Here is a 26,427-nt window from a genome sequence, read left to right as displayed (position 1 = left end):
GAGCTTATCTGTCTGAACGAAGTCATTCGACACACCGCGCCGGCGGCCAACTGCCGCCTGGCGGTAGACGCTCGTCGTCACGGCATTCCGCTGGGGCGATGTTGATGGAATGCACACGATTTGGAGGGCAGATGAAATGCACGGTGGCAACCCATCGTTCCAGCGGCGAACCGCAGCCGCTGCACGGCGCCCGGATCCATCGCGCAACGGCGCTTTTCCCGGATTTTTGACGCTGCTGCTGAGCGCCGTTTTTTGCGCTAGCCTTTTGTCGTCCGCGCCGGCTGCCGCCGACGAGAAGGTTCTGCGCGTGCTGGCATGGCCGGGGTATGCGGACAGCGACGTGGTCAAAACTTTCGAAGCGCGTTTCCATGCGAAGGTGGAAGTCACGCTGGTCGATTCCGACGAGGCGCTATGGGACCAGATGCACGGCAAAGGAGGCGCGCCGCAATTCGACGTGCTGGCAGCCAATACCGCCGAAATCCAGCGCTATACCCGCGCGAATCTGCTGACGCCGCTCGATCTGGCCAGTCTGCCCAATACCCGAAGACAATTGCCGCGTTTTCAGGCGCTGTCGTCGATCGCGGGATTGACGACGGCCGGCAAGGTGTACGCCATTCCATTCACGTATTCGTCGATGGGACTGATCTATGATCGCAAGCAGATTGCCGTTGCGCCGCGCTCGATGCTCGAATTGTGGAACCCGCGTTACCGCGGCAAGGTTCTCGACTTCAACAGCGCCCAGCATAATTTCTCGTTCACGGCGCTGGCGCTGGGCTATGCCCATCCCTTTCAGCTCGATGCCGCGCAGATGCGCGTGATCGCACACAAGCTGGTCGACCTGCGCCGCAACTTGCTGACGTATTACACGCTGCCGGAAGAGGCGACCGCGTTCTTCATTCAACACAGGGCTGCCTTGATGTTCGGCAACTACGGCACCCAGCAGGTCGCTTTGCTGCGTCGCGCCGGCGCGGACGTGGGCTATGTGATTCCCGACGAAGGCGTGCTTGCGTGGCTCGACTGCTGGGCGATGACCATTTCAGCGGCCGATCGTCCGCTTGCGCTCGCGTGGATCAACTACATGCTCGAACCGGACGTCAGCGAGTTGTTGACGCAGCGACAGGGGCTCGCCAACACCTTGACTGAGTCCGCGGAAAACCGCGATGATGCGCGCATCGTCTGGATCGGCCCGGTGGAGGATATCCAGCGGCGCGAGGACCTTTGGAGCAAAATCGTGTCGGGAGACCGCTCGGAGCGCTTTTGATGATGCGTCCAGGCCTGACGTTCAAGTTATCGGTGCTGCTTGCGTGCATTGGTGTGCTGGCGTCCGGCGCAACCGGCTATTACGCGTACCGTGCCAATCGCACGATGCTGGTGAACGAAGCCGAACGCAGCTTGCTGACTTCGACGGAACTGCTGGGCGAGCGCTTTTTAGTGGCGATGGACGATGCCGCCGCCGACGCCCTGGTGCTCGGCAGCATGCCGTCCGCGGCCGAGGTCGCGCAGACCGACAACGGTCTTGGCCCGAATGCGCCGCGCGAAAGGCTGGCACAGGTGTTTGCCAGTTTCATGGCCCACCACCCCGAATATTTGCAGATCCGTCTGATAACCCGTGAGCACTACGGGCTGGAACTGATCCGTTTCGATCGCGACGCCGGGCGCACGGTGCGCGTCGCGGGGCGCGCGTTGCAGGAGAAAGGCCAGTTCGCGTATGTGTTCGATACGCTGGCCTTGCCGCCGGAGCGCATCTATACCTCGCCGATCACGATCAATCGCGAGTACGGCGCGCATTCGGCCGAAGGCAAACCGACACTGCGGCTCGGCACGCCGGTGGCGAACGAAAGCGGCGCGGTGGTGGGCGTCGTGGTTCTCGACATCGACCTCGCCGGATTGCTCAAACGTCTGCAGAGCGATCTGCCGCGCAGCTACCAGGTCTACCTCGCCAACGAGTGGGGCGATTTCCTGGTCCATCCCGATGCCTCGAAAACGTTCGGCTTCGACAAGGGGCGGCGCTTCTTCATGCAGGACAGTTTTGCCGCCGCCAGGCCGCTCTTCGAGCAGTCCAGAAGCGAAGTGCTTCTGAAAGGTCTGGTGCGCTCGGGGCTGGACGCCGGCCAGGTGCTCGCTTTCGTTCGCCGGCCGTTCGGCGCGGCCGAAGGCAATCGCTTCATCGTGCTGGGCCTCGCCAAGCCGCTTGACGATGTGCTCTCCGGCGCCAACCTGCTGGGCAGCCGGATCATCCGGATGGTGCTGATTTCGAGCGCGATGGCGATCCTGCTCGCGATCCTGTTTGCCCGCGCGCTAACCAGGCCTCTGCACATTCTGTCGCACGCAGCGACCCATCTGTTCGCCGGACACTCGATGGAAACGCTGCCGCTCAAACGCACCGACGAAATCGGCGTACTGGCGCGCTGCTTCGATCGTCTGCGCCGCGAAATCAAATCGCAAATGGATGCGCTGCACAACAAGCAACATGAACTCGTTCATCTCGCCACGCACGACATGTTGACCGGACTGCCCAACCGGATGTTGTTCATGCAGAAACTCGAGGCGGCGATCGGCGAGGCGACGAAGCGCGACGAACGGCTGGCCGTGCTGTTCGTCGATCTGGACCGCTTCAAGCAGATCAACGATCAGTTCGGCCATTCCGTCGGCGACAAGGTGCTCGTTGCGGTGGCGCGGCGTCTGAGAAATGGGCTGAGCCCCGTCGATGTCGTGGCCCGGCTGGGCGGCGACGAGTTCATCGTGCTGATCGAAGGCTCGCGTTCCGCCGATGCGGCGCCAAAGATCGCGGCGCGGATCATGGACATGCTGAATGAGGCGTTGCTGATCGATGAGCATTGCATGACGGTGGGCGCCAGCATCGGCATCAGCCAGTTTCCGGTCGACAGCGCCACTGCCGAGGCGTTGCTGCTCAACGCCGACGCCGCGATGTACGCGGCCAAATCCGGCGGACGTTGTGCGTATCTGAGCTACCAGGACCTGCTCGACGCGCAGAAGCTCGAAGAGGAGCGAGGCATGCAGGAAGGTGCGGAAGGCGGCGACGCCGAGCCTACGGCTGGAAGCGCCGGTTTGGCGCTGTGAGCCGGGCTGAGCGCCTGACGGTCTGGACGCTCGCGGCCAGTAACGAGGCCAGCAACGAGGCCAGCAACGAGGCCAGTAGCGAGTTCATTGCGAAGCGGCGATCGCGCCGCGTGCGCCGTATTCGTGGAGCAAGCGCAGCGCGTCATGAAGCGTGGTGATGAAGCGCGGCTGCGCGGCGAGATGCGCCGGAAACACTTCCCGCACGGACAATAACGCGGCAAGCAGCGCCTGCGGCTCGCCACGCGCCGACGCCGCGAGCGCTTTCAATCTATCGCCAAGCGGATCGCTGATTTCGTAGCGTGTGCCGTCGTCCGCATGGCCACGCAAAAACATCATCCAGGCGGCAATCGCCAGCGCCAGACGCATGAACGGCTGGCCCGCCTCGATCCTGGCTGCAATCGTGCCGAGCAGACGCGGTGGAATCTTCTGGCTGCCGTCCATTGCGATCTGCGCGCAGCGATGTTTGAGCGCCGGGTTCGCGTAACGCTCGAGCAGTGCGTCCCGGTAGGCGAGCAGGTCGAACGACGCGGGCACAGTCAGGGTCGGGGCGATTTCGTGCGTCATCATCGCGTGAATGAGATTGCGCATGGCGGGGTCGGCGATCGCCGCGTCGATGGTATCGAAGCCGCCCAGCATCGACAGATACGCAAGCGTCGAATGCGTGCCGTTCAGCATGCGCAGCTTCGCCAGCTCGAACGGCGTGACGTCGTCGACGAGTTGTGCGCCGACTGCGTCCCACGCGGGACGTCCCCCCGGGAAACGATCTTCGATCACCCATTGCCGGAACGGCTCGCACGGCACCGGCGCGGCGTCCTGATAGCCGAGTGCAGCGGCGGCCGTTGCGCGTTCGGCGCCGGTGGTGGCCGGCACGATGCGATCGACCATCGTCGATGGAAACGCGACTTCGGCGGCGATCCAGTCGGCCAATGAGGGATCGAGTTGCCGTGCGAACGAACAGACCACCTGGCGCAGCGCGGCGCCGTTATGCGCGAGGTTGTCACATGACAGCACGGTAAACGGCTTACCATCCGGAGTGCCGGCATTGCCCGCACTGTCACGCCGCTCGCGCAAGGCGGCCACGAGAATGCCCGGCACCGTGCGCGGCGCGAGCGGGCGTGCCAGATCGTGTGCGACGGCGGCATCGTCGAGCGCGACCTCGCCCGTTTTCGGGTCGCGGCAATAGCCTTTTTCAGTCACCGTCAGCGAAACGATTCGCACCAGCGGATCGGCAAGCCGTGCGAACAGCGCCGCGTGATCGTGCGGCATGGCCAGCACCTCACGCAGCGCGCGCACGACCGTCACCTCCGCGCCGTGCGGCCCGCGCTCAACCACGCTGTACAAACCTTGCTGCGTCATGAGCGCGTCGCGCTTGCCGAGGTCGCCTTGCAGCGTCACGCCGCAAATACCCCAATCGCCACCCGCCGCCAGCATGGCTTCTTCCGTATAGAGCGCCTGATGCGCGCGATGAAAATTGCCGATGCCCAGATGCACGATGCCGATGCGCGGCTCGCGCCACTGCGGCGACAACAGGTGGGCTCCCAGTGCGGGCAATGCGTGGCGGGCGAGGCGCGGCAGGGCGTCAGCAGATGTCATGAGAGGCGATCCAGAGAGCGGAGACGGGCTTGAAAAGGGCTTGAAAAAAGGCTTGAAAAACGGTGTCGATTAGCGGGAAAACCCTGATTTGACGACTTACTATACTTGTATGGTAGCATCGTTCGCACGGCTTGAGTGATGCATGACATAGGTGTTTTCGCAGCTCGGCCACCGCTCCAGAACCGCCACGAAAAGCTGCAAGTTGCATGCCGCCGCATGGCGCGGTCCGCAACTCGCCTCTGCAAGGAAAATGTCATGAAGATCGTTCGCGCCGACGTGATCGTCACGTGCCCGGGCCGCAATTTCGTCACACTGAAAATCGTCACTGATGAAGGCGTGCACGGTATCGGCGATGCAACGCTGAACGGCCGCGAACTCGCGGTCGCGTCGTATCTGAAAGACCACGTGTGTCCGCTGTTGATCGGCCGCGATCCGGGCCGTATCGAAGACACCTGGCAATACCTGTACAAAGGCGCGTATTGGCGCCGCGGGCCGGTCACGATGACGGCGATCGCCGCCGTTGATATGGCGCTGTGGGACATTCTCGGCAAGGTCACGGGCATGCCGCTGTACAAGCTGCTCGGCGGCGCGTCGCGTGACGGCGTGATGGTGTACGGCCATGCCACCGGCCGCGACATTCCCGAGGCGCTCGATCGCTACGCCGAACATGTCGAAGCCGGCTATCAGGCCATCCGCATTCAATGCGGTGTGCCGAATATGCGCTCGGTGTACGGCGTCTCGAAAGGCAGCGGCATGTACGAGCCTGCCACCAAAGGCGCGGTCGAAGAGCAGAGCTGGTCGTCGGAAAAGTATCTCGACTTCGTGCCGAAGCTGTTCGAAGCGGTGCGTGACAAGTTCGGCTTCGATACGCATTTGCTGCATGACGTCCACCACCGTCTGACGCCGATCGAGGCGGCGCGTCTCGGCAAGTCGGTCGAGCCGTATCGGCTCTTCTGGATGGAAGACCCGACGCCCGCCGAAAACCAGGCCGGCTTCCGGCTGATTCGCGAACATACGGTTACGCCGATCGCAGTCGGTGAAGTGTTCAACAGCATCTGGGATTGCAAACAGTTGATCGAGGAGCAGTTGATCGACTACATCCGCGCGACCTTGACGCACGCGGGCGGCATTACGCATCTGCGGCGTATTGCCGATTTTGCTTCGCTGTACCAGGTGCGCACCGGTTGCCACGGTCCATCCGATCTGTCGCCGGTGTGCATGGGTGCGGCGCTGCACTTCGATCTGTGGGTGCCGAACTTCGGCGTGCAGGAGTACATGGGTTTTCCGGCGGAAGCGCTCGAGGTGTTCCCGCATGCATGGCGCTTCGATCACGGCGTGATGCATCCCGGCGAGGCGCCGGGCCACGGCGTCGATATCGACGAAGCGGCTGCCGCGCGCTATCCGTACGACCCGGCCTATCTGCCGGTCGCGCGTCTCGAAGATGGGACGTTGTGGAACTGGTGAGCGGGTGAGCTGATTCGCCCCGCAAGCCCAATAACAGAATGGAGACACGCGTGAATCCAGCACGCCCGCAAGCCGCCGCGCCGGCCAGCACCGCCATGCTGCGCCGCGTCGCCTTCGCCTCGACCATCGGCACCGCAGCCGAGTACTACGACTTCTTCGTGTACGGCACCGCCGCCGTGCTGGTGTTTGGCCAGAAGTTCTTTCCTGCAGACGACCCGCTGATCGGTACGCTCGCTGCCTTTGCGACCTACGCGGTCGGGTTCCTGGCGCGGCCGCTGGGCGGCATCGTGTTCGGTCATTTCGGCGACCGCGTCGGCCGGAAGAAAGCACTGATCGTGACGATCCTGATCGTCGGCTTGGGTACGTTCGTGATCGGCCTGCTGCCGGACTATCAGTCGATCGGTATCTGGGCGCCCATTGCATTGATCGTGATTCGCGTGCTGCAAGGGTTCGGCGTGGGCGGCGAGCAGGCGGGCGCCGTGTTGCTGACGGCCGAATACGCACCGTCTGTGCGGCGCGGCTTCTTCGCAAGCCTGGTGCAATTGGGCGCGCCTGCCGGTTTTCTGATTCCGTCCGGGTTGTTCGCGGTGCTCAGCGCAACGTTGACACAGGCGCAACTGCTCGACTGGGGCTGGCGCATTCCGTTTCTCGCCAGCGCGTTGCTGGTCGCCGTGGGTCTGTATATCCGCTTGCGGACCGAAGAGTCGCCGATCTTCGCCACGATCCAGCGCACCAAGGCGGTGGCTTCACGTCCGGTGGTCGAAGTGGTGCGGCAGTTTGCTCCAACCATCGTCAAGGGCGTCGGCGCCAAGCTGATCGAGGCGTGCACCTTCGCGATGTACACGATGATCGTGCTCGCCTACGGCAAAGCACATGGCATTGCTCAAAGCATGCTGCTGCAAACGGTGATCGTTGCGGTGGCGCTCGAGCTCATGACGATTCCGCTCGCCGGCGCGTTGTCCGATCGCATCGGCCGGCGGCCGACCTTTATCGCCGGCGCGCTGCTGCATGTGGCGCTGGTGGTGCCGTTCTTCATGGCGATCGATAGCGGCAATCGTGCGGCGATCCAGCTCGTGATGATTCTGGCGATCAGCGTCGGCCACAGTCTTTGCTATGCGCCGCAAGCGGCGTTGTTCCCTGAATTGTTCCCGGCGCGCGTGCGTTGCAGCGGCATTGCGCTGATCTGGCAGATCGGCTCTTTGCTCGGCAGCGGTGTGCTCGGTCTGCTGGCCGTCAAGCTGATCCAGCTGACGCATGGCAACTCGCTCGCGTTGATCCTTTATGTCGCTGTGCTCGGCATCGTGTCGGCAGTGTCGCTGTTTGCGTTGCCGGAAACCGCGCCGCGCCGGCGCGGCGGCGATCTCCAGGATTGGGGCGCCGGCGAACTGCCGCAGGAGTACGCGTCCGCGCAAGGCCTCTCATCTTCATCTTCATCTTCGTCGTCAATTGCGCAGCCCTGAGCGCGCGACTTTTGCCCTACCGGAGTTCACCATGCTGGCAGCCGTGCTTCACGAACCCAAACTGATCCGCATCGACGAAGTCGAGCCGCCCGAACCCGGCCCCGGCCAGGTGCGCGTACGCGTGCGCGCCGGCGGCATTTGCGGCTCGGATCTCTCGTACTACTTCAAGGGCAAGAGCGGTGACTTCGCGGTGCGCGAGCCGTTCGTGCTCGGGCATGAAGTGGCCGGCGAGATCGATTCGCTCGGCGTGGACGTCGGCGTGGTGACGCCCGGGCAGCGCGTCGCCGTCAATCCTGGGCTCGCTTGCGGGACGTGCCGCTTTTGCCTCGGCGGCATGCCGAATCACTGCCTCAACATGCGCTTCATGGGCAGCGCTTCGACGTTTCCGCATACGCAGGGCATGTTCCGTCAGTACATCGTTGTCGCAGCGCGGCAGTGCGTGCCGGTGCCGGATGGCGTAGATTTCGCGCAGGCTTCGATGGCCGAACCACTCGCCGTCGCGTTGCATGCGGTGAAGCAGGCCGGCTCGCTGGTCGGCGCGAGCGTCCTGCTGGTGGGCTGCGGGCCGATCGGCTGCATTCTGCTGACGGTTGCGCGCCGCTTGGGCGCGCATCGCACAGTCGCGCTCGATCTGTCGAGCCGCGCGTTGCAGGTGGCCTGGCTACTCGGCGCGGATCAGACCGTGAACGCTGCCGATAGCACCTCGATCGATCAATGGTCCGCGCAACGCGGCACCTTCGACGTCGTCATTGAAGCGTCGGGCAGCCCCGCCGGTCTCGACACGGCGCTGCGCTCGGCGCGGGCGGGCGGCACGGTGATCCAGGTGGGCAATCTGCCGGCCGGCCAATCGCCGGTGGCGGCCAATCTCGTGATGGCCAAAGAACTCCGCTACCAGGGCTCGTTCCGTTTCACCGACGAATACGCGATCGCCGCCGAGGAAATCGCCTCGGGCAAGGTCGATCTGCGGCCGCTGATGACGCATGCGTTCGCGATGAGCGAGGCGAACCACGCGTTCGAAGTGGCGCTCGACCGCTCGCAATCGATGAAGGTGCATCTGAACTTCGACTAGGCACTCGACACCCACTGACCGTGGCCGGGGCATTGCATCCGCAGCGCCTCCACAATTCATTAAAACGCCCGCAAAGAGGCGAACCGAAAGGAGACATCCGATGATCAAGAGCCAACGCTGGTTTGTCGTCGCGCTGCTGTTTCTGGCAGGCGTGATCAACTATCTCGACCGCTCGGCGCTGTCGATCGCCGCGCCGCTGATCCAGAAGGACCTGCACTTCTCGCATGCGCAGATGGGCATTGTGTTCAGCAGTTTTTTCGTCGGCTACGCGCTATTCAATTTTGTCGGCGGCGTGCTCTCGGACAAGATCGGTGCGAAGCGCGTGTTCGGCACCGCAATGGGCGTCTGGTCGGTTTTCTGCGGCGCGACAGCATTGGCGACGGGCATCGGTTCGCTGATCGTGCTGCGCGTGTTGTTCGGCATGGGCGAAGGTCCGTTCAGTTCGTCGAACAGCAAGATGGTCAACAACTGGTTTCCACGCAAGGAAGTCGCGAGCGCGATCGGCGTGATCAGTTCGGGCACGCCGCTCGGCGGCGCGCTGGCGGGCCCGGTGGTGGGTTTCATGGCGGTGCAGTTCGGCTGGCGCTGGGCCTTTGTCGCGATCATGATGCTGGGGCTCGCGTGGCTCGTAGTGTGGGCGGCGACGACCACAGAACATCCGCACGAAAATTCGCGCGTGACGCCTGACGAGATGGATCTCATCCGCGCGGGCCAGGCCGATGAACATGCCATCGCTCATTCGGCCGATGGCGAACGGTTCGGTCTCCGCCACTTCTTGCGCAAGCCGATCATTCTCGCGACCGCCTTTGCGTTCTTCTCATACAACTACGTGTTGTTCTTCTTCCTGTCGTGGTTCCCGACCTACCTGACCGAAGCGCATCATCTGAGCTTGCATGACATGAGCTTCGCAACCGTGATCCCATGGGTGCTCGGCAGCATCGGGCTGGCGGCGGGCGGCTTCATCTCGGACTTCATCTTGCGCCTGACCGGCAAGCCGCTGCTCTCGCGCAAGCTCGTGCTCGGCACCTGTCTCGGCGCGGCAGCGGTGTGCGTGGCGTTGGCCGGACGCGTCGCCAGCGTGCAAGGCGCGGTCGCGCTGATGTCGGTGTCGATCTTCTTCCTGTACGTGACGGGCGCGGTCTACTGGGCGGTGATTCAGGACACCGTGCCGCGTGAACACGTAGGTGGCGTGGGCGGTTTCGTGCACCTGCTGGCGAATCTGGCCGGCGTGATCGGGCCCGCGGTGACCGGTTTCATCGTCGAGGCGACTCACGGCACTTACGGCAGTGCGTTCGTGCTGGCGGGCGCGGTCGCGGTGCTCGGCGCGGCGTGTTCGCTGGTATGGATTCGCGAGCCGCGCACAAGCGCTCTGCGTATGAAACGTGCATGGTAGTATGGTGCGACGCGCTTGCATGGGTTCAGCGCGCGTGCCGTCTCCCTCGTATTTCATCCGCTGCTTTGTCCGATGCCGAACAAAAACCTTCACGCTGCTGACTCGTCTATCTCCGCCGATATGCTGCTCGCAGCGCCTCGCGCGCGGCGGCGCGCGGCTGTGCCGGCCGGCCCGCGTGCCGAACTGCCGGATCTGACCGCCAGCGTCTCGTTCGATTCTCACGAGCCGATCGGCAAACAGATTTTCCGCGCGTTGCGCCAGGCGATTTTCGTCGGCCAGATGGTGCCGGGCACGCCGCTCTCGGAGAAGGAAGTGTCGGACATGTTTCAGGTGTCGCGGCAGCCGGTGCGCGAAGCGTTCATCAAGCTGGTCGAAGCGGGCGTGCTGCAAGTGCTGCCGCAGCGCGGCACCTTCGTTAAACGTATTTCGCCGCGCCAGGTGCGCGAAGGCCGCTTCATTCGCGAGGCGATCGAGACAGCGGTGGTGCGCAAGGCGGCTGTGTCGATCACCGACGAACAGTTGCAGGCGCTCGCCGACAATCTGCGCGATCAGAAGCTCGTCGCGAAATCGAACGACACTGCGGCCTTCCTCGCGCTCGACGAGGCCTTTCACTTCGCGATCGCCCAGGCCATCGACTGCACGGCGGCATGGGAGACGATTCAGGACATCAAGGCGCAGATGGATCGGGTGCGCTATCTGAGCTTGCCCGACGTTTCGCCGCTCGACCTGCTGATCAAGCAGCACGCGAAGATTCTTGCCGGGCTGCGCGCGCACGACCCCGGCGCTGCGGAGGAAGCGATGCGCCGGCATCTGCGCGAGATTCTGGTGTCGCTGGGGCCGATTGCCGAGCGCAATCCTGCGTGGTTCGAAGCAGACGAGCCGGAGCGCGTACCGCTGTCGACTTGACGCGCGCCGACAAGCGGCCCGCGCGCCTTCAGTCTCGCAGGCGGCCTGAGCACCTCGCAGCCTGATTCACCGTTCCCCGATTCATCCCTCCTGGCTGTGCCGCTTGTCGACACCCGCGTGTCGACACGGCTTCCTGATAGCCAATCATCAGACGATTTCACGCCGAAAACGCGAGGCAACTTTGCCTGGATCGGTGCCTCGGTGAGCGCCGAAGCAATCGTTTGCGCGGATCTTGAGGTAACTATTTTTGTTTTTGCGGAGGCGTTTTCGGCATATCAACTTTCTCCTCCGGCCTGCCGAAAACCACGTTACAGCAACGAGACTGACTGGAGATCCGCGTGAAGCGACAGATGATGTTTGTGGTGGCCGTTCTCGCGTTGGCCGGATGCGCACAGATGCCGTCCTCGACTGCCGCACGGCCGGACAAGGCGCCGAACGAAGTCATCAGTTTCGAAATTCCGCCGGACGCGCTCGGCGCGCGCGACCCGCAGCTCACCGCCGTGCTCGCCAAAGCAGGCGCGTTGGCTGCCGCGCAGAAGCAGTCCACGGTTGTTCTCGTCACCGCGCTGGGTCAGGACTTCGCGTACCTGAATCAGGCTGTATGGAAGGGCGTGCCGGCACAGCGGATGACAAAAGTGAGCTTCGAGAATCGGACTGCCGGCCTCGGTCAGCCGTATAGCGTGTCGATCAGGACGGTTCAATGAAGGAGGCCATCGAGATGTTCCGGATGACTTTACTGGCGGTGGCAACGCTTCTGAGCGCGCCGGCCTTCGCGGGGCAGCCGGGGGCCGACCTGCAGTCGGCGAGCGCTTTTCCCGCCGCGGCGGACAAGGTGTATCCGCCGCTGCCGTCGCTGGCGATGCTGCCGCCGTCGAGCGGCGACGATGACGACTTGCCGCTGAAGCCGGCGCCGCATCGAAAGAAGCCGCGCGCGCCGGTACACGTTCAGGAACTCAAGCCGCCACCGGGCCCGGTCGTACGGCTCGTCGTATCCGACGCCTCGCATGCTTACCTCGACTCCGTGCAACGGCAGATCGATCAGGCGTCGATCAAGTAAGTCGGCCGGCGAGCCGGAGCTCACTACTCTTTATCGCTATCAAGCAGGGGGATGAATCATGTCCTTGAAAATCTGCGTTGTTGCGCTCGCATGGCTGTCGGTGTGCGGCACGGCGTACGCGGCCGACGATTGCTTCAACGAAGCCGCGGCTTATCAGGGCGTCAACCCTTGGGTATTACGCGCGGTTGCATGGTACGAATCGAAGGGGGACCCGAGCGCAATCCGGCAGAACGCGAACGGTTCGATCGACGTCGGTCAGCTGCAGATCAATTCAATTCATTTCGGCGACCTTAAGCGCGAAGGCGTACCGCATCGCGCGCTGACCGACCCGTGTGTCAACGTCTACGTGGCCGCCTGGCTGCTGAAACAGAAGATGGTCAAGCACGGCAATACCTGGCGCGCGATCGGCGCCTACCATTCGGAATCGCCGAAGCGGCGCGACGCCTACGCACGCGGCATTCAGCAGGTACTGGTCGCATGGGGGCAGTTGCCGTCCGCCCGCTAGGCATGCCCGGCACGAGCGAGCCGCCCGCACAGGGCAGCGGCGTGGGCCGGGTGCCGGACTGCGCAGCGCCGTCACGAAAACGCAGCGTTGATCGACTATCATGAGGCGCCCGAGAGCCTCGCTTTCACGCGCGACGCAGCGTCATGCATGCCGCGTCGTGCGGAGAAAACGGCGCCTTGCCAACCGCGCCTGCTGAGGCCTCCCCGTGATCGGATCACATACGCGTAAAGCGGCAGTGCTGGTAGCGCTTGCCGGTATCGGCCTCGCCATCGGCGCGCCTTTCGTCCTCAATTCGCACGCGGCGCTCGCCGGGCTGCGCGACGTCTCCTTGTACGTCTTCGTTGCGCTTGTCGCGAGTGCCGCGCTCAGCGCGATGGCCAAGGCCGGCAAGCTGCATCTGATGCAAGCCGCGCTCGGATGTCGTGTGAGCTTCCTGCGCACTTTCGCCATCACGCTGGCCACCGATTTCGCGTTTCTGGCCTCTCCGCTGGGCGCGGCAGGCTACGGGGTCAACCTGGGCTTGCTGCAGCGCGCCGGCGCATCCTGGGCGCTGGCGACAACCGTCGTCGGCGCGGATCAGGCGCTCGATCTGGCGTTTTTCGCGAGCGCCGTGCCGATTTCCCTTCTGTTTTCATTTGGGCCGCTGACGCGAGTGATTCCACGCGAGATTGCGCCGCTCGTCTTCGCCGTGCTGGCCTGCGGCGCGTTTTTAGCCGGCGTCGTCTGGTTCAACCGTCGGCGGGTGGCGGCGGCATTGGACGCCACCGGCCAGCGGGTTCGCTGGCTGAACGAGCGTCGAGCGAGGTGGAGCCGGTTTTGCCGCAGCGTTCGCGCGCAATGGCGGGAACTGGTGGCCGGGCCCAGGTGGCGGCTTGCCGCCTTGTTGTTGCTGACGACGCTCCAGTGGCTGCTTCGCTACGGCGCCCTTTGGTTTATCTTGCGCGAACTCGGCTACCGCCTGCCGTTGGGTTTCGTGCTGGCCGTGCAGGCGGTCGCCCTGCATGCTGCGCTATGGACCGGTGTACCCGCTGGCGGCGGCACCGGCGATATGGCGCTGGCTGCCGCGTTCGCGAGCTGGGTGCCCCGTGCGAGCATCGCGACGGCATTGGTGCAGTGGCGCTTCGCGACGCTCTACTGTCCGCTGATGCTGGGTGCGGCAGGTTTCGTTGCGCTTGCGACGAGGCGCGGCGGCACGCTCCCCGCGGCCGAATGAGTCACAAGGCTAAAGCCAACGGAACGGCTCGGTGAACACGCTTCACCGCGAGTTGTCCGGCGTCTTTCTGATGCGCGCCGAAAAACGCGCGCGTGGACCGTGCTCGACGCGTAAGCGAAGCAGTTGAAAGGTCTGTGAAATCAGCGCAAGCGGATAAGCCACCTTCAGGATGTCCGCGATCATGCGCCATTCCGCGCGTATGCCCTTCCAGTAGCCGAGCTTCTCGGTTTTGCGAGCCTGCGTGACGTTCGGCCAGTGCGAGACCGCAACGGGAAGGCGGCGCTCGATGATCCGGCGGTTCATGAATACCTCGACCCCGAAGCGTGGCAAGCCGTGAACCTCCTGTAGCACTTCGCCCAGCAGCGTTCTTTTGACCACCCGTTCGCCGGAGACGAAATCGAGGCCGATGGCGCGAAACGCCAACAGACTGTTCTGGCGCAAGCTCAGGCTCACTTGCGCGCTGCCTTGCAAAACGGGACGGGCGAGCGCGCTGATGTACTCGGCGCTCAGACCTTTCAAATCGGCATCCAGCAGCATGATCAGCTCGCCTTGCGCGGCGGCGATCCCGGTCGCCATGGCGGCGCTTTTACCGCGGTTTTCGCTGCACCGGATCAGCTGCACCGGCGTGAAGCGCTCGACGACCTCGGCGGTGCCGTCGGTCGAACCGTCGTCCACCACAATGACTTCGGCGAACAAAGGGTGCGCGGCGGCTACGGCCAGCACCCTGCCGATGCGTGGCGCTTCGTTGTAAGCGCAGATGACGCAGGAAATTCGTGGGGGACGACGCAGTGGGGAATCAACAGTCATTGGTTAGGCGGTCACGAAGAGGGGATGCCGCGCTGGACGCGATTGGACGCGCTGGGCCGCGGCCGAACCGCTGCCGCCCGCGCCCAACGAGGCTTGAAAGCATCGTCAAACGATCCGCGCGCCGGCCCGATAAGTTGCGCGCGGCACCGGCAGCGTGTCGAGCATGGTGACGCGTACGAAGTCGCCACGCAAGCCCGGCGCGATCGCGCCGCGGTCATGCAGACCGGCTGTGCGGGCCGGCTCGGCGGAAACGGTCGCCATGGCGCGCGGCAAACTCCAGCCGGCCTTGTCGACCAGTTCGAACACGGCGGTCAGCAAACTTGACGGCACGTAATCCGACGACAGGATATCGAGCAGATCCGCTTTGGCCAGTTCGAGCGCCGATACGTTGCCCGAGTGCGAGCCGCCGCGCACGATATTCGGCGCGCCCATGATGGTCGAAATGCCGTGCTCGCGCGCCGTCTCGGCGGCGATGCGCGTGGTCGGAAATTCCGCCAGCACGATGCCCTCGGCCTTGGCCTGTTCGACGTGTTCGATCAGCGTGTCGTCGTGGCTCGCGACTGGGACGCCGAGCCGGTTGCAACGCGCGACGATCGCGCGGCGGTGCACGTCGGCGTAACGCTGCTGTTCGTCGGAGAGTTCGGCGAGCGCCATGGCGACGTGCTCGTCGCTCAGCTTGCCGTTGCGTTCCTGGAAGCGGCGCCATTGATCGCGGTCGTGCCATTGACGCTGGCCGGGCGTGTGGTCCATCACCGAGGCAAGCCGCAGTAATGGATGCGTGCACAACGAGTCGAATACTTCCACCACGTCGGCGGTAGCGATTTCGCAGCGCAGATGCAGGAAGTGTTCGGCGCGCAGCAGCTTGCGCTCGGAAAAGCGCGTGAGCGCTGCGGCGCATTGCGTTTGCAGATCGCGGCCACGCAGGCCGACATTCGAGCGCGAGCCGATCGCGAGCGCGTCGAACACCGTGGTGATGCCGGCCGCCGCCACCTGCGCGTCGTGGATCACGAAGGCGGCGTCGGTGTTCCATTGCACGCCGGGACGCGGCGCGAGGTGCTTTTCGAGGTTGTCCGTGTGCAGTTCGATCAGGCCCGGCAACAGATAGTCGCCGTCCCAGTCTTCTGCCTCGCGCGCTGAAGTTGTGCCGCGCTCGACGTCGCGGATCACACCGTCTTCGATATGGACCACGCCAGTGAATACTTCATCTCGCGTCACGATGCGAGTGTTTTTGATCAACATCGATTTGCTCCGTAGTCGGTCGGATCTGAGCGCCTGGCTCAGTGTTCAGTTGAGTGCCGTCTCGTGTCAATCAGCGACGTCAGCGACATCAGCGACATCAGTGGCGCGAGGGCGGCTGGAGTTCGAGACGGCGTGTCGCCACCTTGTTGCGCGTATCTTCATCATGAAAGATACCGACTATCGCCGCGCCGCGCTCGCGCGCCTCGACGATCAGATCGGCGACGACGTCGCGATTTTCCGCGTCGAGCGAGGCCGTGGGTTCGTCGAGCAGCAACAGCGGATGTCCCGCGATCAAGCCGTCGCGCGATGTTCACGCGCTGCTGCTCGCCGCTGGAAAACGTGGCGGGCGCCAGCTGTCGGCTTCGGTTTTCAAGGCGAGCGTATTCAGCAGTGTGGTCTTGCCCGAGCCGGATTCGCCGACGATGCACAGCACCTCGCCTGGATAGAGATCGAAGCTGACATCCATGCAGCCGTTGCGGCCGCCGTATTGTCTGGTCAGCGAACGGGCGCTCAGCAGCGGCGTCATGCTCATCGAGACTCCTGTTGATTCAGCGAGCGATCATTTGACCATCTATTCGTCTAAACGTCTAGACGTTTAAAGATATACTTGTCGAGTGTTGCTGAACGTGGAGGGCATTTCACATTTCCATCACGGCTTGCGCACTACAATGCACGACATAGCGAATATTTGAACTCAAGGGAATGACAGCACCATGACATCGAACGACAACGCGACACCGGGCACGCTGCTCGAACGCGGCGCGGGCGTTGCCGTGTGGCGGCAGATCGAGCAGATTCTTGCCGCGGAAATCGCCGCGAGCGGTTTCGGCGAGGAGGGCCGCCTGCCTAGCGAGGGCGAACTGGCCAAGCGCTTCGACGTGAACCGGCATACCGTGCGCCGGGCGATGCTGGGTCTCGCCGCGCTCGGTCTTGTCAGCGTCGAACAGGGACGCGGCACCTTCGTGCAACCCGGCGCCATCGACTATACGATCGGCCGCCGCACGCGGTTTACAGAAAACTTGCGGCAGCAGCATCACGCGGCTGCCGGCACGATGCTGTCGGCCGCGCGGGTGAAAGCCGAGCCGAATGTCGCCAAGGCGCTCAGCCTGCGGGCGGGTGCGTCGGTCTATCGGATCGAATCGCTGCACGAATCGGACGGCGTGCCGCTCACGTTCGCGCGCAACTGGTATCCGGCGGCGCGTTTCGCGGATCTGCCGGAGGTGCTGGAGCGCACCGGCAGCATCACGAAGTCGATGGCGGAATTCGGCGTGACCGACTACTTGCGCAAGTGGAGCCGTATCGGCAGCGTGTTGCCTGAGCCGGAAGTGGCGCGACGTTTGAACATCAACCGGCAGCAGCCGGTGCTGTGGGTCGAAAACGTCGACGTCGATCTGGAGGGGACACCGATCAAGTACGGCTTCACGCATTTCGCCGCTGACCGTGTGCAACTGCTCGTGGAGCACGAAGTATGAGCGGCGCCCTCTGGGGCGCCGAGGCACGTTTTGCCGTGTATTTCGCGCCGTCGCGTGATTCGGCGTGGTGGCGGGCAGGATCCGGCTGGTTGGGCCGCGATGCGGAAAACGGCGAGGTGTACGTGCCGCCGCAACCGGACGGCTTGAAGCGTCCATTGGTGGATCTGACTGATGCGCCCCGTCGCTATGGATGGCACGGCACGCTGATTGCTCCATTTCGTTTGGCGGACGGCGCGACCCAGCACGACGTGCTGCAAACGGCGCTCGAATGGGCGCGTTCGCAGGCCGCATTGACGTTGCCGGTCGAAGCCGCGACGCTCGGCGATTTTGTTGCGCTGCGTCCTGCGGATGAGGCCGGCGAAACGAATATCCGCGCCGTCGCAGCAAGCGCGTTGCAATCGTTCGATGCACTGCGCGCCAGGCCGTCCGCTGCCGATCTCGCACGCCGTCTTGCGGCGCCGCTGACCGAGCGGCAACGCGCGCTGCTGGTCGAATGGGGTTATCCGTATGTGTTCGACGAATTCCGTTTTCACATGACGCTATCCAATTCGCTCGCGGACGCCGATGAGCGCGCGACGCTGGTCGCCTGGTGGCGGGCGCAAACGCCGAGGCTCGGGCCGCTCGTCGTCGACCACGCCGCGCTTTTTGTCGAGCCCGCGCCGGGCGCGCCGTTCGTGTTGTGGCGGCGTGTGCCGTTTCAGACATGGGAGGTGAAGTAACGATGGCAGGTCGTTTGATCTATGTAATGGGGCCGTCCGGCGCGGGCAAGGATTCGTTGCTGGGTTTTGCGCGCAGGCGTTTGATGGGCGAACCGATTCTATTCGCGCATCGTTACATCACGCGGCCGAGCGGCAATGGTGAGGAGCATGTCGCGCTGAGCGCCGAAGAATTCGCGGCGCGTTCCGTGCTCGGTCTGTTCGCGTTGGAGTGGTCCAGCCACTCGCTGCGTTATGGCATCGGTATCGAACTCGATGCGTGGCTCGCGCGCGGTTGCGCGGTCGTCGTCAACGGTTCGCGTCAGCATTTGCAGCATACGCTGGGGCGTTATCCGCAAACGGAAGTGGTGCACGTGGACGCTGCGCCGCACATTCTCGAAGCGCGGCTCGGCGCGCGGGCGCGTGAGTCGGCGGAGCAGGTCGCGGCAAGGCTTGCACGGCGTGCGCCGTTTGCGTTGCCTGATGGGATTCGCTGCACGACCATCGATAACTCCGGCGAGCTTGAGGACGCAGGGCATGCGTTGATTGCGTTTTTGAAGGCGTGCGCCAATACGCGTTAGGCCGGCGCGGCCATTCGTTCGCGCGTCGCTTACTGCAAACACGACACGAACTGCAGTACGGCCGGCGTGGGCAACAAATCCCGCCACGAGATAATGCTGAGATCATAGTTCGGCAGCGCTTCTTCGATCTGCGCGACGCAGATGCCGAGCGGCGCGATTCAGCGCGGCGAACTCGCAACCGTCGTCAAAAGGTGGCGACAGTCGCCTGCACGAGAGGATGCTCCGCGGTCGACTTCCGCCTGTTGGCAGTTGGCGGGATTACGCACCAACTGCCGTCATCGTGCCTGAAGAAGAACAATGCGTGCGCTCCGGCTGGTGACGACATCTCGACGCACACGTAGCGTCCCCCATTCCATCCGGTGCGACTGAATCTGGTCACATGAACGGCTGTCGCGGGAGCCGGCGCGAGCCACTTTTCGACCTGCGAACGCAGGGACTGCCCGTTCGTGTTTTTCATGTTCGGCTCCAGCAAGTTTCCCGTTCAGGTAACGGGACGGTTTCTCACCGTTCATCTCCTTAACGCCCCAGACGCCCAACATGTTGACCAAGGTGTTGTGAGTTCTGAAACCGAATATTTCGAAGTGGGTGGGCTTCAGAAAACTGCCCAGAGGTGGTCGGCCAAAGGCGTAGTCCGGTTCGCACCATGACGATCGAAATCCGCGCATGGCAGCTCAAAGTAATTTGTGAAAGCCGTCGAGCCTCATCATCAAAAGCGATTGATGCCAGTAGCGGCTCCTATATATCCGCGACTGGCCAAATCCGCCAGACGGCTGGCGTTTAAACCAGGACTGGCGTAAAAAGCCGCTTGCGAGTTCGCGAGCGAAGCTCGACGCGAATATTCACTACCGCTCCGGCATTCCGCGCCCTATAACCTATCTGCAGGGCGATTATTACGTGTCGAGGGTCCACAAAATCCATTGACACTGCCAGTTCGCACGCCACCTTGCGCCTCGGGACTTCGGCTCGGCGCACTGCTTTCCTAATTTTCCCAATGACCTAGAACTTTCGCCTCGGGCATCTGGCCCGCAGGCGCGAAGGACGCTTTGCGCGTTCGACAATCCCGTGAGGATGTCAACTTCGGGCACGCGAATGACGCATCGCATGGTTGGAACTCAACGCAATTCAAGGAGCTAACGTGAAATCAAAATTGATGGTCGCTTCTGCTGCCGGGTTGCTTGTCATGGCAGGGCTTGCTCATTCTCAAGGCACGCCGCAGACGCCACAACCCGCCCCACAGGAAAATGCCGCGACTCAGGATGCTGCGCCCGCTACAGGGACGCCGGCATACGGAGGTATGCCCGACACGAAAATGCAAAGCGGCGTGAAACATGCGCGGCCCTGTGGCACGGACCCACAATGCAACATTTTTTTCGGGGGCAGCTAAAAACTAGCTGGTGATGTACGGGATCGCAACAGAAGACACGAGGTAACCGCACCGGGCGGGGGGCGCCGACTTTGTTCGTGTTGCGACCGCTTTCGTCCGCCGCCCGGTCCGAATCCGTGTCCGAAGACGCGGCCGCGTATCAATGCGACGGCGAGGTTCGAGTACCGATGCCGTGTGTGCTCGCCTCTGCGAGGATGTCCTGAACGGTCGTTCTGTCATGTATTTTTGTCATCGACGCCATCCTGCTCGAGTACTGTTGATTTGCGAATGCTTATTGCGCCAGGTCTGCAGCCGCGCACGTTGAACCGCTTACGCGCAATGAAGGCTCGTCACGGTGCACCGCCACACCGCCCAGGAGGTCACGTACCGCGCGCCGCTATCAATCTCAACCGCGCAACAACCGCTAAACTCAGCCGCGCCGCGCCACCATCTCCGACACCGTCTGCGCCGCCTGCTGCAGCGGTTCCAGAAACGCCTTCACCATCTGCCTGGCCGAATTGCGCTGGGCGTTGCCGCTGATATTCATCGCCGCGATCACGCGCCCCTGGCGGTTGCGAATCGGCGCGGACAGCGAAATCAGACCGCCTTCCAGTTCCTGGTCGACGATTGCCCAGCCCTGGCGGCGCACCTGCGCGATCAGTTTCTTCAGCTCTTCCTTGTCGGTGACCGTACGCGGCGTGTGTGCGTAGAGCGGCGCCGAACTCAGGGTCGCGTCGAGCGTTTCGTCGTCGAGTGCGGCGAGCAGCACGCGGCCCATCGACGTGCAATACGCCGGCAAGCGGCTGCCGATCGACAGATTGATCGTCATGATCTTGTGGGTCGGCACGCGCAGCACATAGACGATCTCGGTGCGATCGAGCACGGCCGCTGAACAGCTTTCATGCACCTGTGCCGACAGTTCTTCCATCACCGGTTCGGCGAGGTTCCAGAACGGCATCGAGGTGAGATACGCGAAGCCGAGATCGAGGATCTTCGGCGTCAGGCGGAACAGGCGGCCTTCGGCTTCCACATAGCCGAGCGTCTGCAAGGTCAGCAGGATGCGGCGCGCGCCGGCGCGCGTCAGACCGGTGGTGGCGGCCACGTCGGTCAGCGTCTGTTCGGGGCGCGTGGCGTCGAACGCGCGAATCACCGCCAGGCCGCGTGCGAACGACTGCACATACGAATCACCCGGTTTGTCCGGGGCCGGTTCGGCACTGACAGGAACGGCGGAAGACGGCGGCAGGGCTTTGCTCATGGGCCTTTGCAAAAAGCGTTCGAAGAGGGCGTATAGCGGTCGCGCACCACGCGGCACAACCGGCACGAGCCGGGGCGGCGCGATGCCGCGGGAAGCCGTGACGATAGCTTAAGCCTTGATTTTCGCCAACCTCGCAGGTTTTTGGGCCGCGAGCCCAGGGTTTGCATGGATGCGGCCTGCGATCGAAAGTTGTATGATGACCCGATAACATGATCAATCGAGGCATTCGATGTTCGACAAGATTCCTGCCCGGGCACTGAGCGACACGGTCGCGCAGCAGCTTCTCAAGCAGATCGACAAAGGCGCCTTCGAGCGCGGCGGCAAGCTGCCGACGGAGGCCGTACTGGCGCAGCAGTTCGGCGTGAGCCGCACGGTGATTCGCGAGGCGATCTCGCGTCTGAAGAACGAAGGCGTGGTCGAACCGCGCCAGGGCAGCGGCGTGTTCGTTGCCGCGCACGGCGCGATCCGGCCGCTGCGCATCGATTACGCGGAAGCCGTCGAGGCGGGCTCGGTGCTGCAAATCCTCGCGCTGCGGCGGGCGATCGAAGCGGAAGTCGCATCAGAAGCCGCCATGCGCCGCAGCGACGCCGACATGGTGTCGATCGACGCTGCGCTCGCGAAGATCGACGAAGCGGTGGCCGAAGGCGAAGACGGTGTCGCTGAAGACGTCGCGTTTCATCGCGCTATCGCCGCGGTCACCGGCAATCCGTATTTCCTCAAGACGCTCACGTTCCTGAACCAGTACCTCGAAGCGGGCACCGTGGTGACGCGGCGCAATGAAGCGCTGCGCGAGGACTTTTCCCGTCAGGTGCGCGAAGAGCATGCGGCGATCGCCGCCGCGATTCGTGCGGGCGATCCGATGGCGGCGCGCAATGCGGCGCGCACGCATATGTACAACGCGGCGCGGCGGCTCGCGGAAGCGGGTATTTGCTGAGCGCTTTCGAGCGTCAGCTGCTAACGAAGCATTCTCAGAGGTCAAGCATGTCCAGAAATGTTGGTGTCATCGGTCTTGGTGCAATGGGCCTGGGTGTCGCGCGCTCGCTGTTGCGCGCAGGTTTTCGGGTTCACGCGTGCGATTTGCGCAACGAGGTCCTGCAAGCGTTCGTCAAGGAAGGCGGCGTGGGTTGCGCTTCGCCCGCGGAGCTCGGGGCGCAATGCGAAGTGGTCGTCACGCTCGTGGTCAACGCGGCGCAGACCGAAGCGGTGCTGTTCGGCGAGCAGGGCGCCGTGCCGGCGATGAAGCCAGGCGGCGTCGTGATCGCCAGCGCGACTGTCGCGCCCGACTTCGCGATCGAACTCGGCAAGCGGATCGAGGCCGCCGGTTTGCAGATGCTCGATGCGCCGGTGTCGGGTGGCGCGGCGCGCGCCGCCTCCGGTGAAATGACGATGATGACGTCCGGCCCGGACGCGACCTATGCCGCGTGCGAGGACGTGCTGGCCGCGATGGCCGGCAAGGTGTATCGCCTCGGTTCGGCGCATGGCGCCGGGTCGAAAGTGAAGATCATCAATCAGTTGCTGGCCGGCGTGCATATCGCGGTGGCCGCCGAGGCAATGGCGCTCGGTCTGCGCGAAGGCGTGGATCCTGAGGCGCTGTACGAGGTCATCACGCACAGCGCGGGCAATTCGTGGATGTTCGAGAACCGCGTGCCGCATATTCTGAAGGGCGATTACACGCCGCTGTCGGCAGTCGATATCTTCGTCAAGGATCTCGGCCTCGTGCTCGATACCGCACGCCGTTCGAAGTTTCCTTTGCCGCTTTCGGCGGCGGCGCATCAGATGTTCATGATGGCGTCGACCGCCGGTCACGGCGGTGAAGACGATTCGGCCGTGATCAGGATTTTCCCCGGCATCGACGTGCCGGCGGCGAAATAAGCGCGGGAGTTCGCCATGACCACCCCGTCCAAACGCGCGCTGCTCGGCTGTATCGCTGACGATTTCACCGGCGCCACCGACCTCGCCAACATGCTGGTGCGCGGCGGCATGCGCACGGTGCAGACCATCGGCGTGCCGGCATCGAATGACGCGATCGAGGCCGACGCGCTGGTCGTCGCGCTGAAATCGCGCACGATTCCCGCCGCCGACGCGGTCGCGCAATCGCTCGCCGCGCTCGACTGGTTGCGCGCGCAAGGTTGCCGGCAGTTCTTCTTCAAATACTGCTCGACGTTCGATTCGACCGACGCGGGCAACATCGGCCCGGTAACGGATGCGTTGCTCGACGCGTTGTCCGCGGACGCCGGCGCAACGGCTTTTACGATCGCATGCCCGGCGTTTCCCGAGAATGGCCGCACGATCTATCGCGGTCATCTGTTCGTCGGCGATACCTTGCTCAACGAGTCGGGCATGGAAAACCATCCGCTCACGCCGATGCGCGATGCGAACCTCGTACGCGTGCTGCAACGGCAGACTGAATCGAAAGTCGGGCTGGTGCGGTATGACGCCGTCGCCAAAGGCGTTTCCAAGGTACGCGAATCGTTCGACGCCTTGCGCCGCGACGGCGTGCGGATGGCGATCGCCGATGCGGTGTCGGACGCGGACCTCTACGTGCTGGGCGAAGCTTGCGCCGACCTCGCGCTGATTACGGGCGGTTCGGGTGTCGCGCTAGGTTTGCCCGGCAATTTCCGCCGCGCGGGTTTGCTCGCGGAGCAAACCGACGCCGCACAATTGCCGCGAGTGGAAGGGTTGTCGGTCGTGCTGGCGGGCAGCGCGTCGAAAGCGACCAACGCGCAGGTGACGGCCTGGCGCGAAACGCGGTCTTCGTTCCGCATCGATCCGTTGGCGGTGGCGCGCGGCGAAACGGTGGTCGAGCAGGCGCTGGCATTCGCACAGGGGCACTTCGATAAAGCCGAGCCGGTGCTGATCTACGCCACCGCCACGCCCGACGAAGTCAAAGCGGTGCAGCGCGAACTCGGCGTCAGCAAAGCGGGGCATCTGGTCGAAACGGCTCTGGCGTCGATTGCACGCGGCCTGCGCGAGCGCGGCGTACGCAAGTTTGTGGTGGCGGGCGGCGAAACTTCGGGCGCGGTGGTGCAGGCGCTCGACGTGCACACGCTGCGCATCGGCGCGCAGATCGATCCCGGCGTGCCGGCCACCATGACGACCGGCGTCGAGCCGCTTGCACTGGCGCTGAAATCCGGCAACTTCGGCACGACGGATTTCTTCGAAAAGGCGCTGCGCCATCTCGACGGGGTGGTGCAATGACCGGCACGCCCGCACTCCATACGACGAACGAAGCCAGGGTCCGCGAAGAAATCTGCGTAACCGGCGCGAGCCTCTATCAACGCGGCTACACCGTGGGCACCGCCGGCAACATCAGCGCGCGCCTCGACGACGGCTGGCTGATCACGCCGACCGACGCATGCCTCGGCCGGCTCGACCCTGCCGACATCGCCAAAGTCGATCTGGCCGGCAACGCGGTGTCCGGCGGCAAGCCGTCGAAGACGCTGGCGCTGCATCGCGGCATCTACGCGCGCAACGGCGAAGCGCGCGGCATCGTCCACACGCATTCGACGCATCTGGTCGCCTTGACGCTTGCGGGCGTATGGAGCGACAACGACGTGTTGCCGCCGATCACCCCGTACTACGTGATGAAAGTGGGACACGTCCCCCTGATTCGCTACAGGCGGCCGGGCGATCCGCAAGTCGCGGAGCAGATCGCCGCGCTTGCCGATAGCGTTCGCGCGGTCCTGCTCGAGCGTCTTGGCCCGGTAGTGTGGGAGCGTTCGGTTGCGCAGGCCGCGTATGCGCTCGAAGAACTCGAAGAGACCGCGCGCCTGTGGCTGATGACGACCCCGCGGCCCATGCCGCTCGACGAAGCGGCACTCGAGGAATTGCGCACCGTGTTCGGCGCGCGCTGGTAGCACACCCGACATCAACAAAGCCAGGCGACAAGCAGCAACGCATCAGGCTATCCATAGAAGGAGACAATGCATGAGTACCTATCAGACAGCATCGAGCCGCCCCATTGCAGCCGACGCGGGACAACCCGGCGCTGCCGAAGTCGAGCGCACCTATAAGAAAGTGTTCTGGCGCATCGTGCCGTTTCTGATGCTGTGCTACGTGGTGGCTTATCTGGATCGTGTGAATGTCGGCTTCGCGAAACTGCAGATGTCGCAGGACCTTGCGTTCAGCGAAACCGTGTTCGGTCTCGGCGCCGGCGTGTTCTTTATCGGCTACTTCCTGTTCGAGTTGCCGAGCAACATCCTGATGCACAAGATCGGCGCACGTATCTGGATCGCGCGGATCATGATCACGTGGGGCCTGCTGTCCGCGCTGTTCGTCTTCGTGAAGACGCCGATGCAGTTCTACATCTTGCGCTTCCTTCTGGGTCTCGCCGAAGCCGGTTTCTATCCCGGCGTGATTCTGTATCTGACGTACTGGTTTCCGTCGCATCGGCGCGCGAAGATCATCGCCGTGTTCATGTCGGCGATTCCGGTTTCGGGGATTTTCGGCAATCCGCTGTCGGGCTGGATCATGCAGACGTTCCACCACAGCTCGGGTTTCGCGGGCTGGCAATGGATGTTCCTGATCGAAGCGATCCCCGCAATCGCGATCGGTATCGCGACGATCCTCTATCTCGACAACGGCATCTCCAGCGCGAAATGGCTGAGCGAGAGCGAAAAACGCCTGCTCGCCGATGAAATCGCCGCCGCGCAGCCGCAGCAGAAAACGCAGGCGCACTCGCTCGGTGCGGTGTTCCGCGATCCGCGCACATGGTGGATGTCGCTGATCTATTTTGCGTTCGTCACCGGGCAATACGGCCTGACGTTCTGGATGCCGACGCTCGTCAAATCGACCGGCGTGAGCGGCGCATTCGAAATCGGCCTCTTGAGCGCGATTCCGTTCCTGTGCGCGATCGTCGTGATGAACCTGATGGGCCATAGCGCGGACAAGCGCCGCGAGCGTCGCTGGCATCTGATCGTGCCGGCGCTGTTCGGCGCGATCGGCTTCACGGTGGCCGCTTCGTTTGCGGACAATACGGTGGTGTCGATCGCCTTTCTCTCGCTGGCCGCTGCAGGCGTGCTGACCTGCGCGCCGCTATTCTGGTCGTTGCCGACTGCGTTCATGTCGGGCGCGACCGCCGCCGCCGGCATCGCGATCATCAATTCGATCGGCAATCTCGCGGGCTTTGCGAGCCCCTACATGATCGGTTATCTGAAGGATCTCACGCATAGCACGCAGACCGGCATGTATGTGCTGGCCGGCATGCTGGTGATCGGCGCGATCGCCACGTGGCTGACGCCGGCCAGGCTGGTCAATCGCTAAATCGGGCGTCGC

24 protein-coding genes and 3 pseudogenes are annotated in these 26,427 nt (G+C 63.7%); 19 read left to right on the top strand and 8 right to left on the bottom strand.

Annotated elements, in window-relative coordinates:
• Window positions 1-136: 136 nt before the first annotated feature.
• Both AC07WT_RS33405 and AC07WT_RS33400 read left to right on the top strand, forming a co-directional pair.
• Window positions 137-1,261, top strand: coding sequence for an extracellular solute-binding protein (locus AC07WT_RS33405; protein WP_494950256.1), 1,125 nt, complete (start codon window positions 137-139; stop codon window positions 1,259-1,261).
• On the top strand, window positions 1,261-3,081 hold the full coding sequence (locus AC07WT_RS33400) for a bifunctional diguanylate cyclase/phosphodiesterase (RefSeq protein ID WP_494950255.1): 1,821 nt from the start codon (window positions 1,261-1,263) through the stop codon (window positions 3,079-3,081). Before AC07WT_RS33405 ends, AC07WT_RS33400 begins: the two co-directional genes overlap by 1 nt.
• Before the next feature lie 84 nt (window positions 3,082-3,165).
• On the opposite strand, the gene AC07WT_RS33395 is transcribed toward AC07WT_RS33400, so the two are convergent.
• Window positions 3,166-4,674 (bottom strand): mannitol dehydrogenase family protein, encoded by a 1,509-nt coding sequence (locus AC07WT_RS33395; RefSeq protein WP_494950254.1) that lies wholly within the window; start codon window positions 4,672-4,674, stop codon window positions 3,166-3,168.
• Between the two features lie 255 nt (window positions 4,675-4,929).
• Here AC07WT_RS33395 and manD point away from each other — a divergent pair, with 255 nt between their 5' ends.
• The 9 genes from manD to AC07WT_RS33350 all read left to right on the top strand — a co-directional run bounded on the left by manD (window position 4,930) and on the right by AC07WT_RS33350 (window position 13,741).
• Window positions 4,930-6,138, top strand: a complete 1,209-nt coding sequence (gene manD, locus AC07WT_RS33390) for a D-mannonate dehydratase ManD (RefSeq protein ID WP_494950253.1) — start codon at window positions 4,930-4,932, stop codon at window positions 6,136-6,138.
• 50 nt (window positions 6,139-6,188) lie between these two features.
• On the top strand, window positions 6,189-7,598 hold the full coding sequence (locus AC07WT_RS33385; RefSeq protein ID WP_494950252.1) for an MFS transporter: 1,410 nt from the start codon (window positions 6,189-6,191) through the stop codon (window positions 7,596-7,598).
• Between the two features lie 31 nt (window positions 7,599-7,629).
• Window positions 7,630-8,667: an L-idonate 5-dehydrogenase gene (locus AC07WT_RS33380; RefSeq protein WP_494950251.1), complete on the top strand. Its 1,038-nt coding sequence runs from the start codon at window positions 7,630-7,632 to the stop codon at window positions 8,665-8,667.
• A 100-nt stretch (window positions 8,668-8,767) separates the two neighbouring features.
• A complete protein-coding gene (locus tag AC07WT_RS33375) occupies window positions 8,768-10,060 on the top strand; it encodes an MFS transporter (RefSeq protein ID WP_494950250.1) in 1,293 nt (430 codons plus the stop codon).
• A gap of 72 nt (window positions 10,061-10,132) precedes the next feature.
• A complete protein-coding gene (locus AC07WT_RS33370) occupies window positions 10,133-10,966 on the top strand; it encodes a GntR family transcriptional regulator (RefSeq protein WP_494950249.1) in 834 nt (277 codons plus the stop codon).
• Between the two features lie 350 nt (window positions 10,967-11,316).
• Window positions 11,317-11,670 carry a hypothetical protein gene (locus tag AC07WT_RS33365; protein WP_494951102.1) on the top strand — a complete coding sequence of 118 codons (354 nt, stop codon included), beginning with the start codon at window positions 11,317-11,319 and terminating at the stop codon, window positions 11,668-11,670.
• Window positions 11,667-12,023 (top strand): hypothetical protein, encoded by a 357-nt coding sequence (locus AC07WT_RS33360; protein WP_494950248.1) that lies wholly within the window; start codon window positions 11,667-11,669, stop codon window positions 12,021-12,023. The genes AC07WT_RS33365 and AC07WT_RS33360 overlap by 4 nt, the downstream gene beginning before the upstream one ends.
• A gap of 58 nt (window positions 12,024-12,081) precedes the next feature.
• Window positions 12,082-12,528, top strand: a complete 447-nt coding sequence (locus tag AC07WT_RS33355; protein ID WP_494950247.1) for a lytic transglycosylase domain-containing protein — start codon at window positions 12,082-12,084, stop codon at window positions 12,526-12,528.
• Window positions 12,529-12,733: 205 nt separating this feature from the next.
• Window positions 12,734-13,741, top strand: coding sequence for a lysylphosphatidylglycerol synthase transmembrane domain-containing protein (locus AC07WT_RS33350; protein WP_494950246.1), 1,008 nt, complete (start codon window positions 12,734-12,736; stop codon window positions 13,739-13,741).
• Window positions 13,742-13,783: 42 nt separating this feature from the next.
• Here the strand turns inward: AC07WT_RS33350 and AC07WT_RS33345 are convergent, their stop codons facing one another.
• The 4 genes and pseudogenes from AC07WT_RS33345 to AC07WT_RS33330 form a co-directional block, all read right to left on the bottom strand.
• Window positions 13,784-14,548, bottom strand: coding sequence for a glycosyltransferase family 2 protein (locus AC07WT_RS33345; protein ID WP_494950245.1), 765 nt, complete (start codon window positions 14,546-14,548; stop codon window positions 13,784-13,786).
• Between the two features lie 105 nt (window positions 14,549-14,653).
• Window positions 14,654-15,787 (bottom strand): alpha-D-ribose 1-methylphosphonate 5-triphosphate diphosphatase, encoded by a 1,134-nt coding sequence (locus tag AC07WT_RS33340; protein WP_492589661.1) that lies wholly within the window; start codon window positions 15,785-15,787, stop codon window positions 14,654-14,656.
• 97 nt (window positions 15,788-15,884) lie between these two features.
• Window positions 15,885-16,143: pseudogene (locus AC07WT_RS33335) on the bottom strand (ATP-binding cassette domain-containing protein); the annotation flags it as partial.
• Window positions 16,140-16,313: pseudogene (locus tag AC07WT_RS33330) on the bottom strand (ATP-binding cassette domain-containing protein); the annotation flags it as partial. The pseudogenes AC07WT_RS33335 and AC07WT_RS33330, both read right to left, overlap by 4 nt.
• Window positions 16,314-16,500: 187 nt before the next feature.
• Here AC07WT_RS33330 and phnF point away from each other — a divergent pair.
• From phnF to phnN, 3 genes are read left to right on the top strand one after another with little or no spacing between them, the layout of a single operon-like run.
• On the top strand, window positions 16,501-17,259 hold the full coding sequence (phnF, locus tag AC07WT_RS33325; RefSeq protein ID WP_492589663.1) for a phosphonate metabolism transcriptional regulator PhnF: 759 nt from the start codon (window positions 16,501-16,503) through the stop codon (window positions 17,257-17,259).
• Entirely contained in the window at window positions 17,256-17,978 is a 723-nt protein-coding gene (locus AC07WT_RS33320) for a DUF1045 domain-containing protein (RefSeq protein ID WP_494950244.1), read from the top strand. The genes phnF and AC07WT_RS33320 overlap by 4 nt, the downstream gene beginning before the upstream one ends.
• 2 nt (window positions 17,979-17,980) lie before the next feature.
• The gene (gene phnN, locus AC07WT_RS33315) at window positions 17,981-18,535 is read left to right on the top strand and encodes a phosphonate metabolism protein/1,5-bisphosphokinase (PRPP-forming) PhnN (protein ID WP_492589667.1); all 555 of its coding nucleotides are present in this window, start codon (window positions 17,981-17,983) and stop codon (window positions 18,533-18,535) included.
• Between the two features lie 29 nt (window positions 18,536-18,564).
• Here phnN and AC07WT_RS33310 read toward each other — a convergent pair.
• From AC07WT_RS33310 to AC07WT_RS33300, 3 genes and pseudogenes are all read right to left on the bottom strand, one after another.
• A pseudogene (locus AC07WT_RS33310) lies at window positions 18,565-18,693 on the bottom strand (LysR family transcriptional regulator); the annotation flags it as partial.
• Between the two features lie 26 nt (window positions 18,694-18,719).
• A complete protein-coding gene (locus AC07WT_RS33305; protein WP_494950243.1) occupies window positions 18,720-18,992 on the bottom strand; it encodes a hypothetical protein in 273 nt (90 codons plus the stop codon).
• Window positions 18,993-20,328: 1,336 nt separating this feature from the next.
• Entirely contained in the window at window positions 20,329-21,153 is an 825-nt protein-coding gene (locus AC07WT_RS33300) for an IclR family transcriptional regulator (protein ID WP_494950242.1), read from the bottom strand.
• A gap of 229 nt (window positions 21,154-21,382) precedes the next feature.
• Between AC07WT_RS33300 and AC07WT_RS33295 the strand changes: the two genes are divergently transcribed.
• From AC07WT_RS33295 to AC07WT_RS33275, 5 genes are all read left to right on the top strand, one after another.
• Entirely contained in the window at window positions 21,383-22,087 is a 705-nt protein-coding gene (locus AC07WT_RS33295) for a FadR/GntR family transcriptional regulator (protein ID WP_494950241.1), read from the top strand.
• Between the two features lie 17 nt (window positions 22,088-22,104).
• Entirely contained in the window at window positions 22,105-23,025 is a 921-nt protein-coding gene (ltnD, locus tag AC07WT_RS33290; protein WP_494951101.1) for an L-threonate dehydrogenase, read from the top strand.
• Window positions 23,026-23,040: 15 nt separating this feature from the next.
• Complete coding sequence (otnK, locus tag AC07WT_RS33285) at window positions 23,041-24,351, top strand: 3-oxo-tetronate kinase (RefSeq protein ID WP_494950240.1); 1,311 nt, start codon at window positions 23,041-23,043, stop codon at window positions 24,349-24,351.
• The gene (gene otnC, locus AC07WT_RS33280; RefSeq protein WP_494950239.1) at window positions 24,348-25,010 is read left to right on the top strand and encodes a 3-oxo-tetronate 4-phosphate decarboxylase; all 663 of its coding nucleotides are present in this window, start codon (window positions 24,348-24,350) and stop codon (window positions 25,008-25,010) included. The genes otnK and otnC overlap by 4 nt, the downstream gene beginning before the upstream one ends.
• Window positions 25,011-25,080: 70 nt before the next feature.
• On the top strand, window positions 25,081-26,415 hold the full coding sequence (locus AC07WT_RS33275) for an MFS transporter (RefSeq protein WP_494950238.1): 1,335 nt from the start codon (window positions 25,081-25,083) through the stop codon (window positions 26,413-26,415).
• The last annotated feature ends 12 nt before the right edge of the window (window positions 26,416-26,427 follow it).

The sequence above is a fragment of the Paraburkholderia sp. GW821-FHT02A12 genome, from assembly GCF_059422005.1.
The sequence above is the reverse complement of the archived record's forward strand: the minus strand, read 5'-3'. Positions and strand labels throughout refer to the sequence as shown.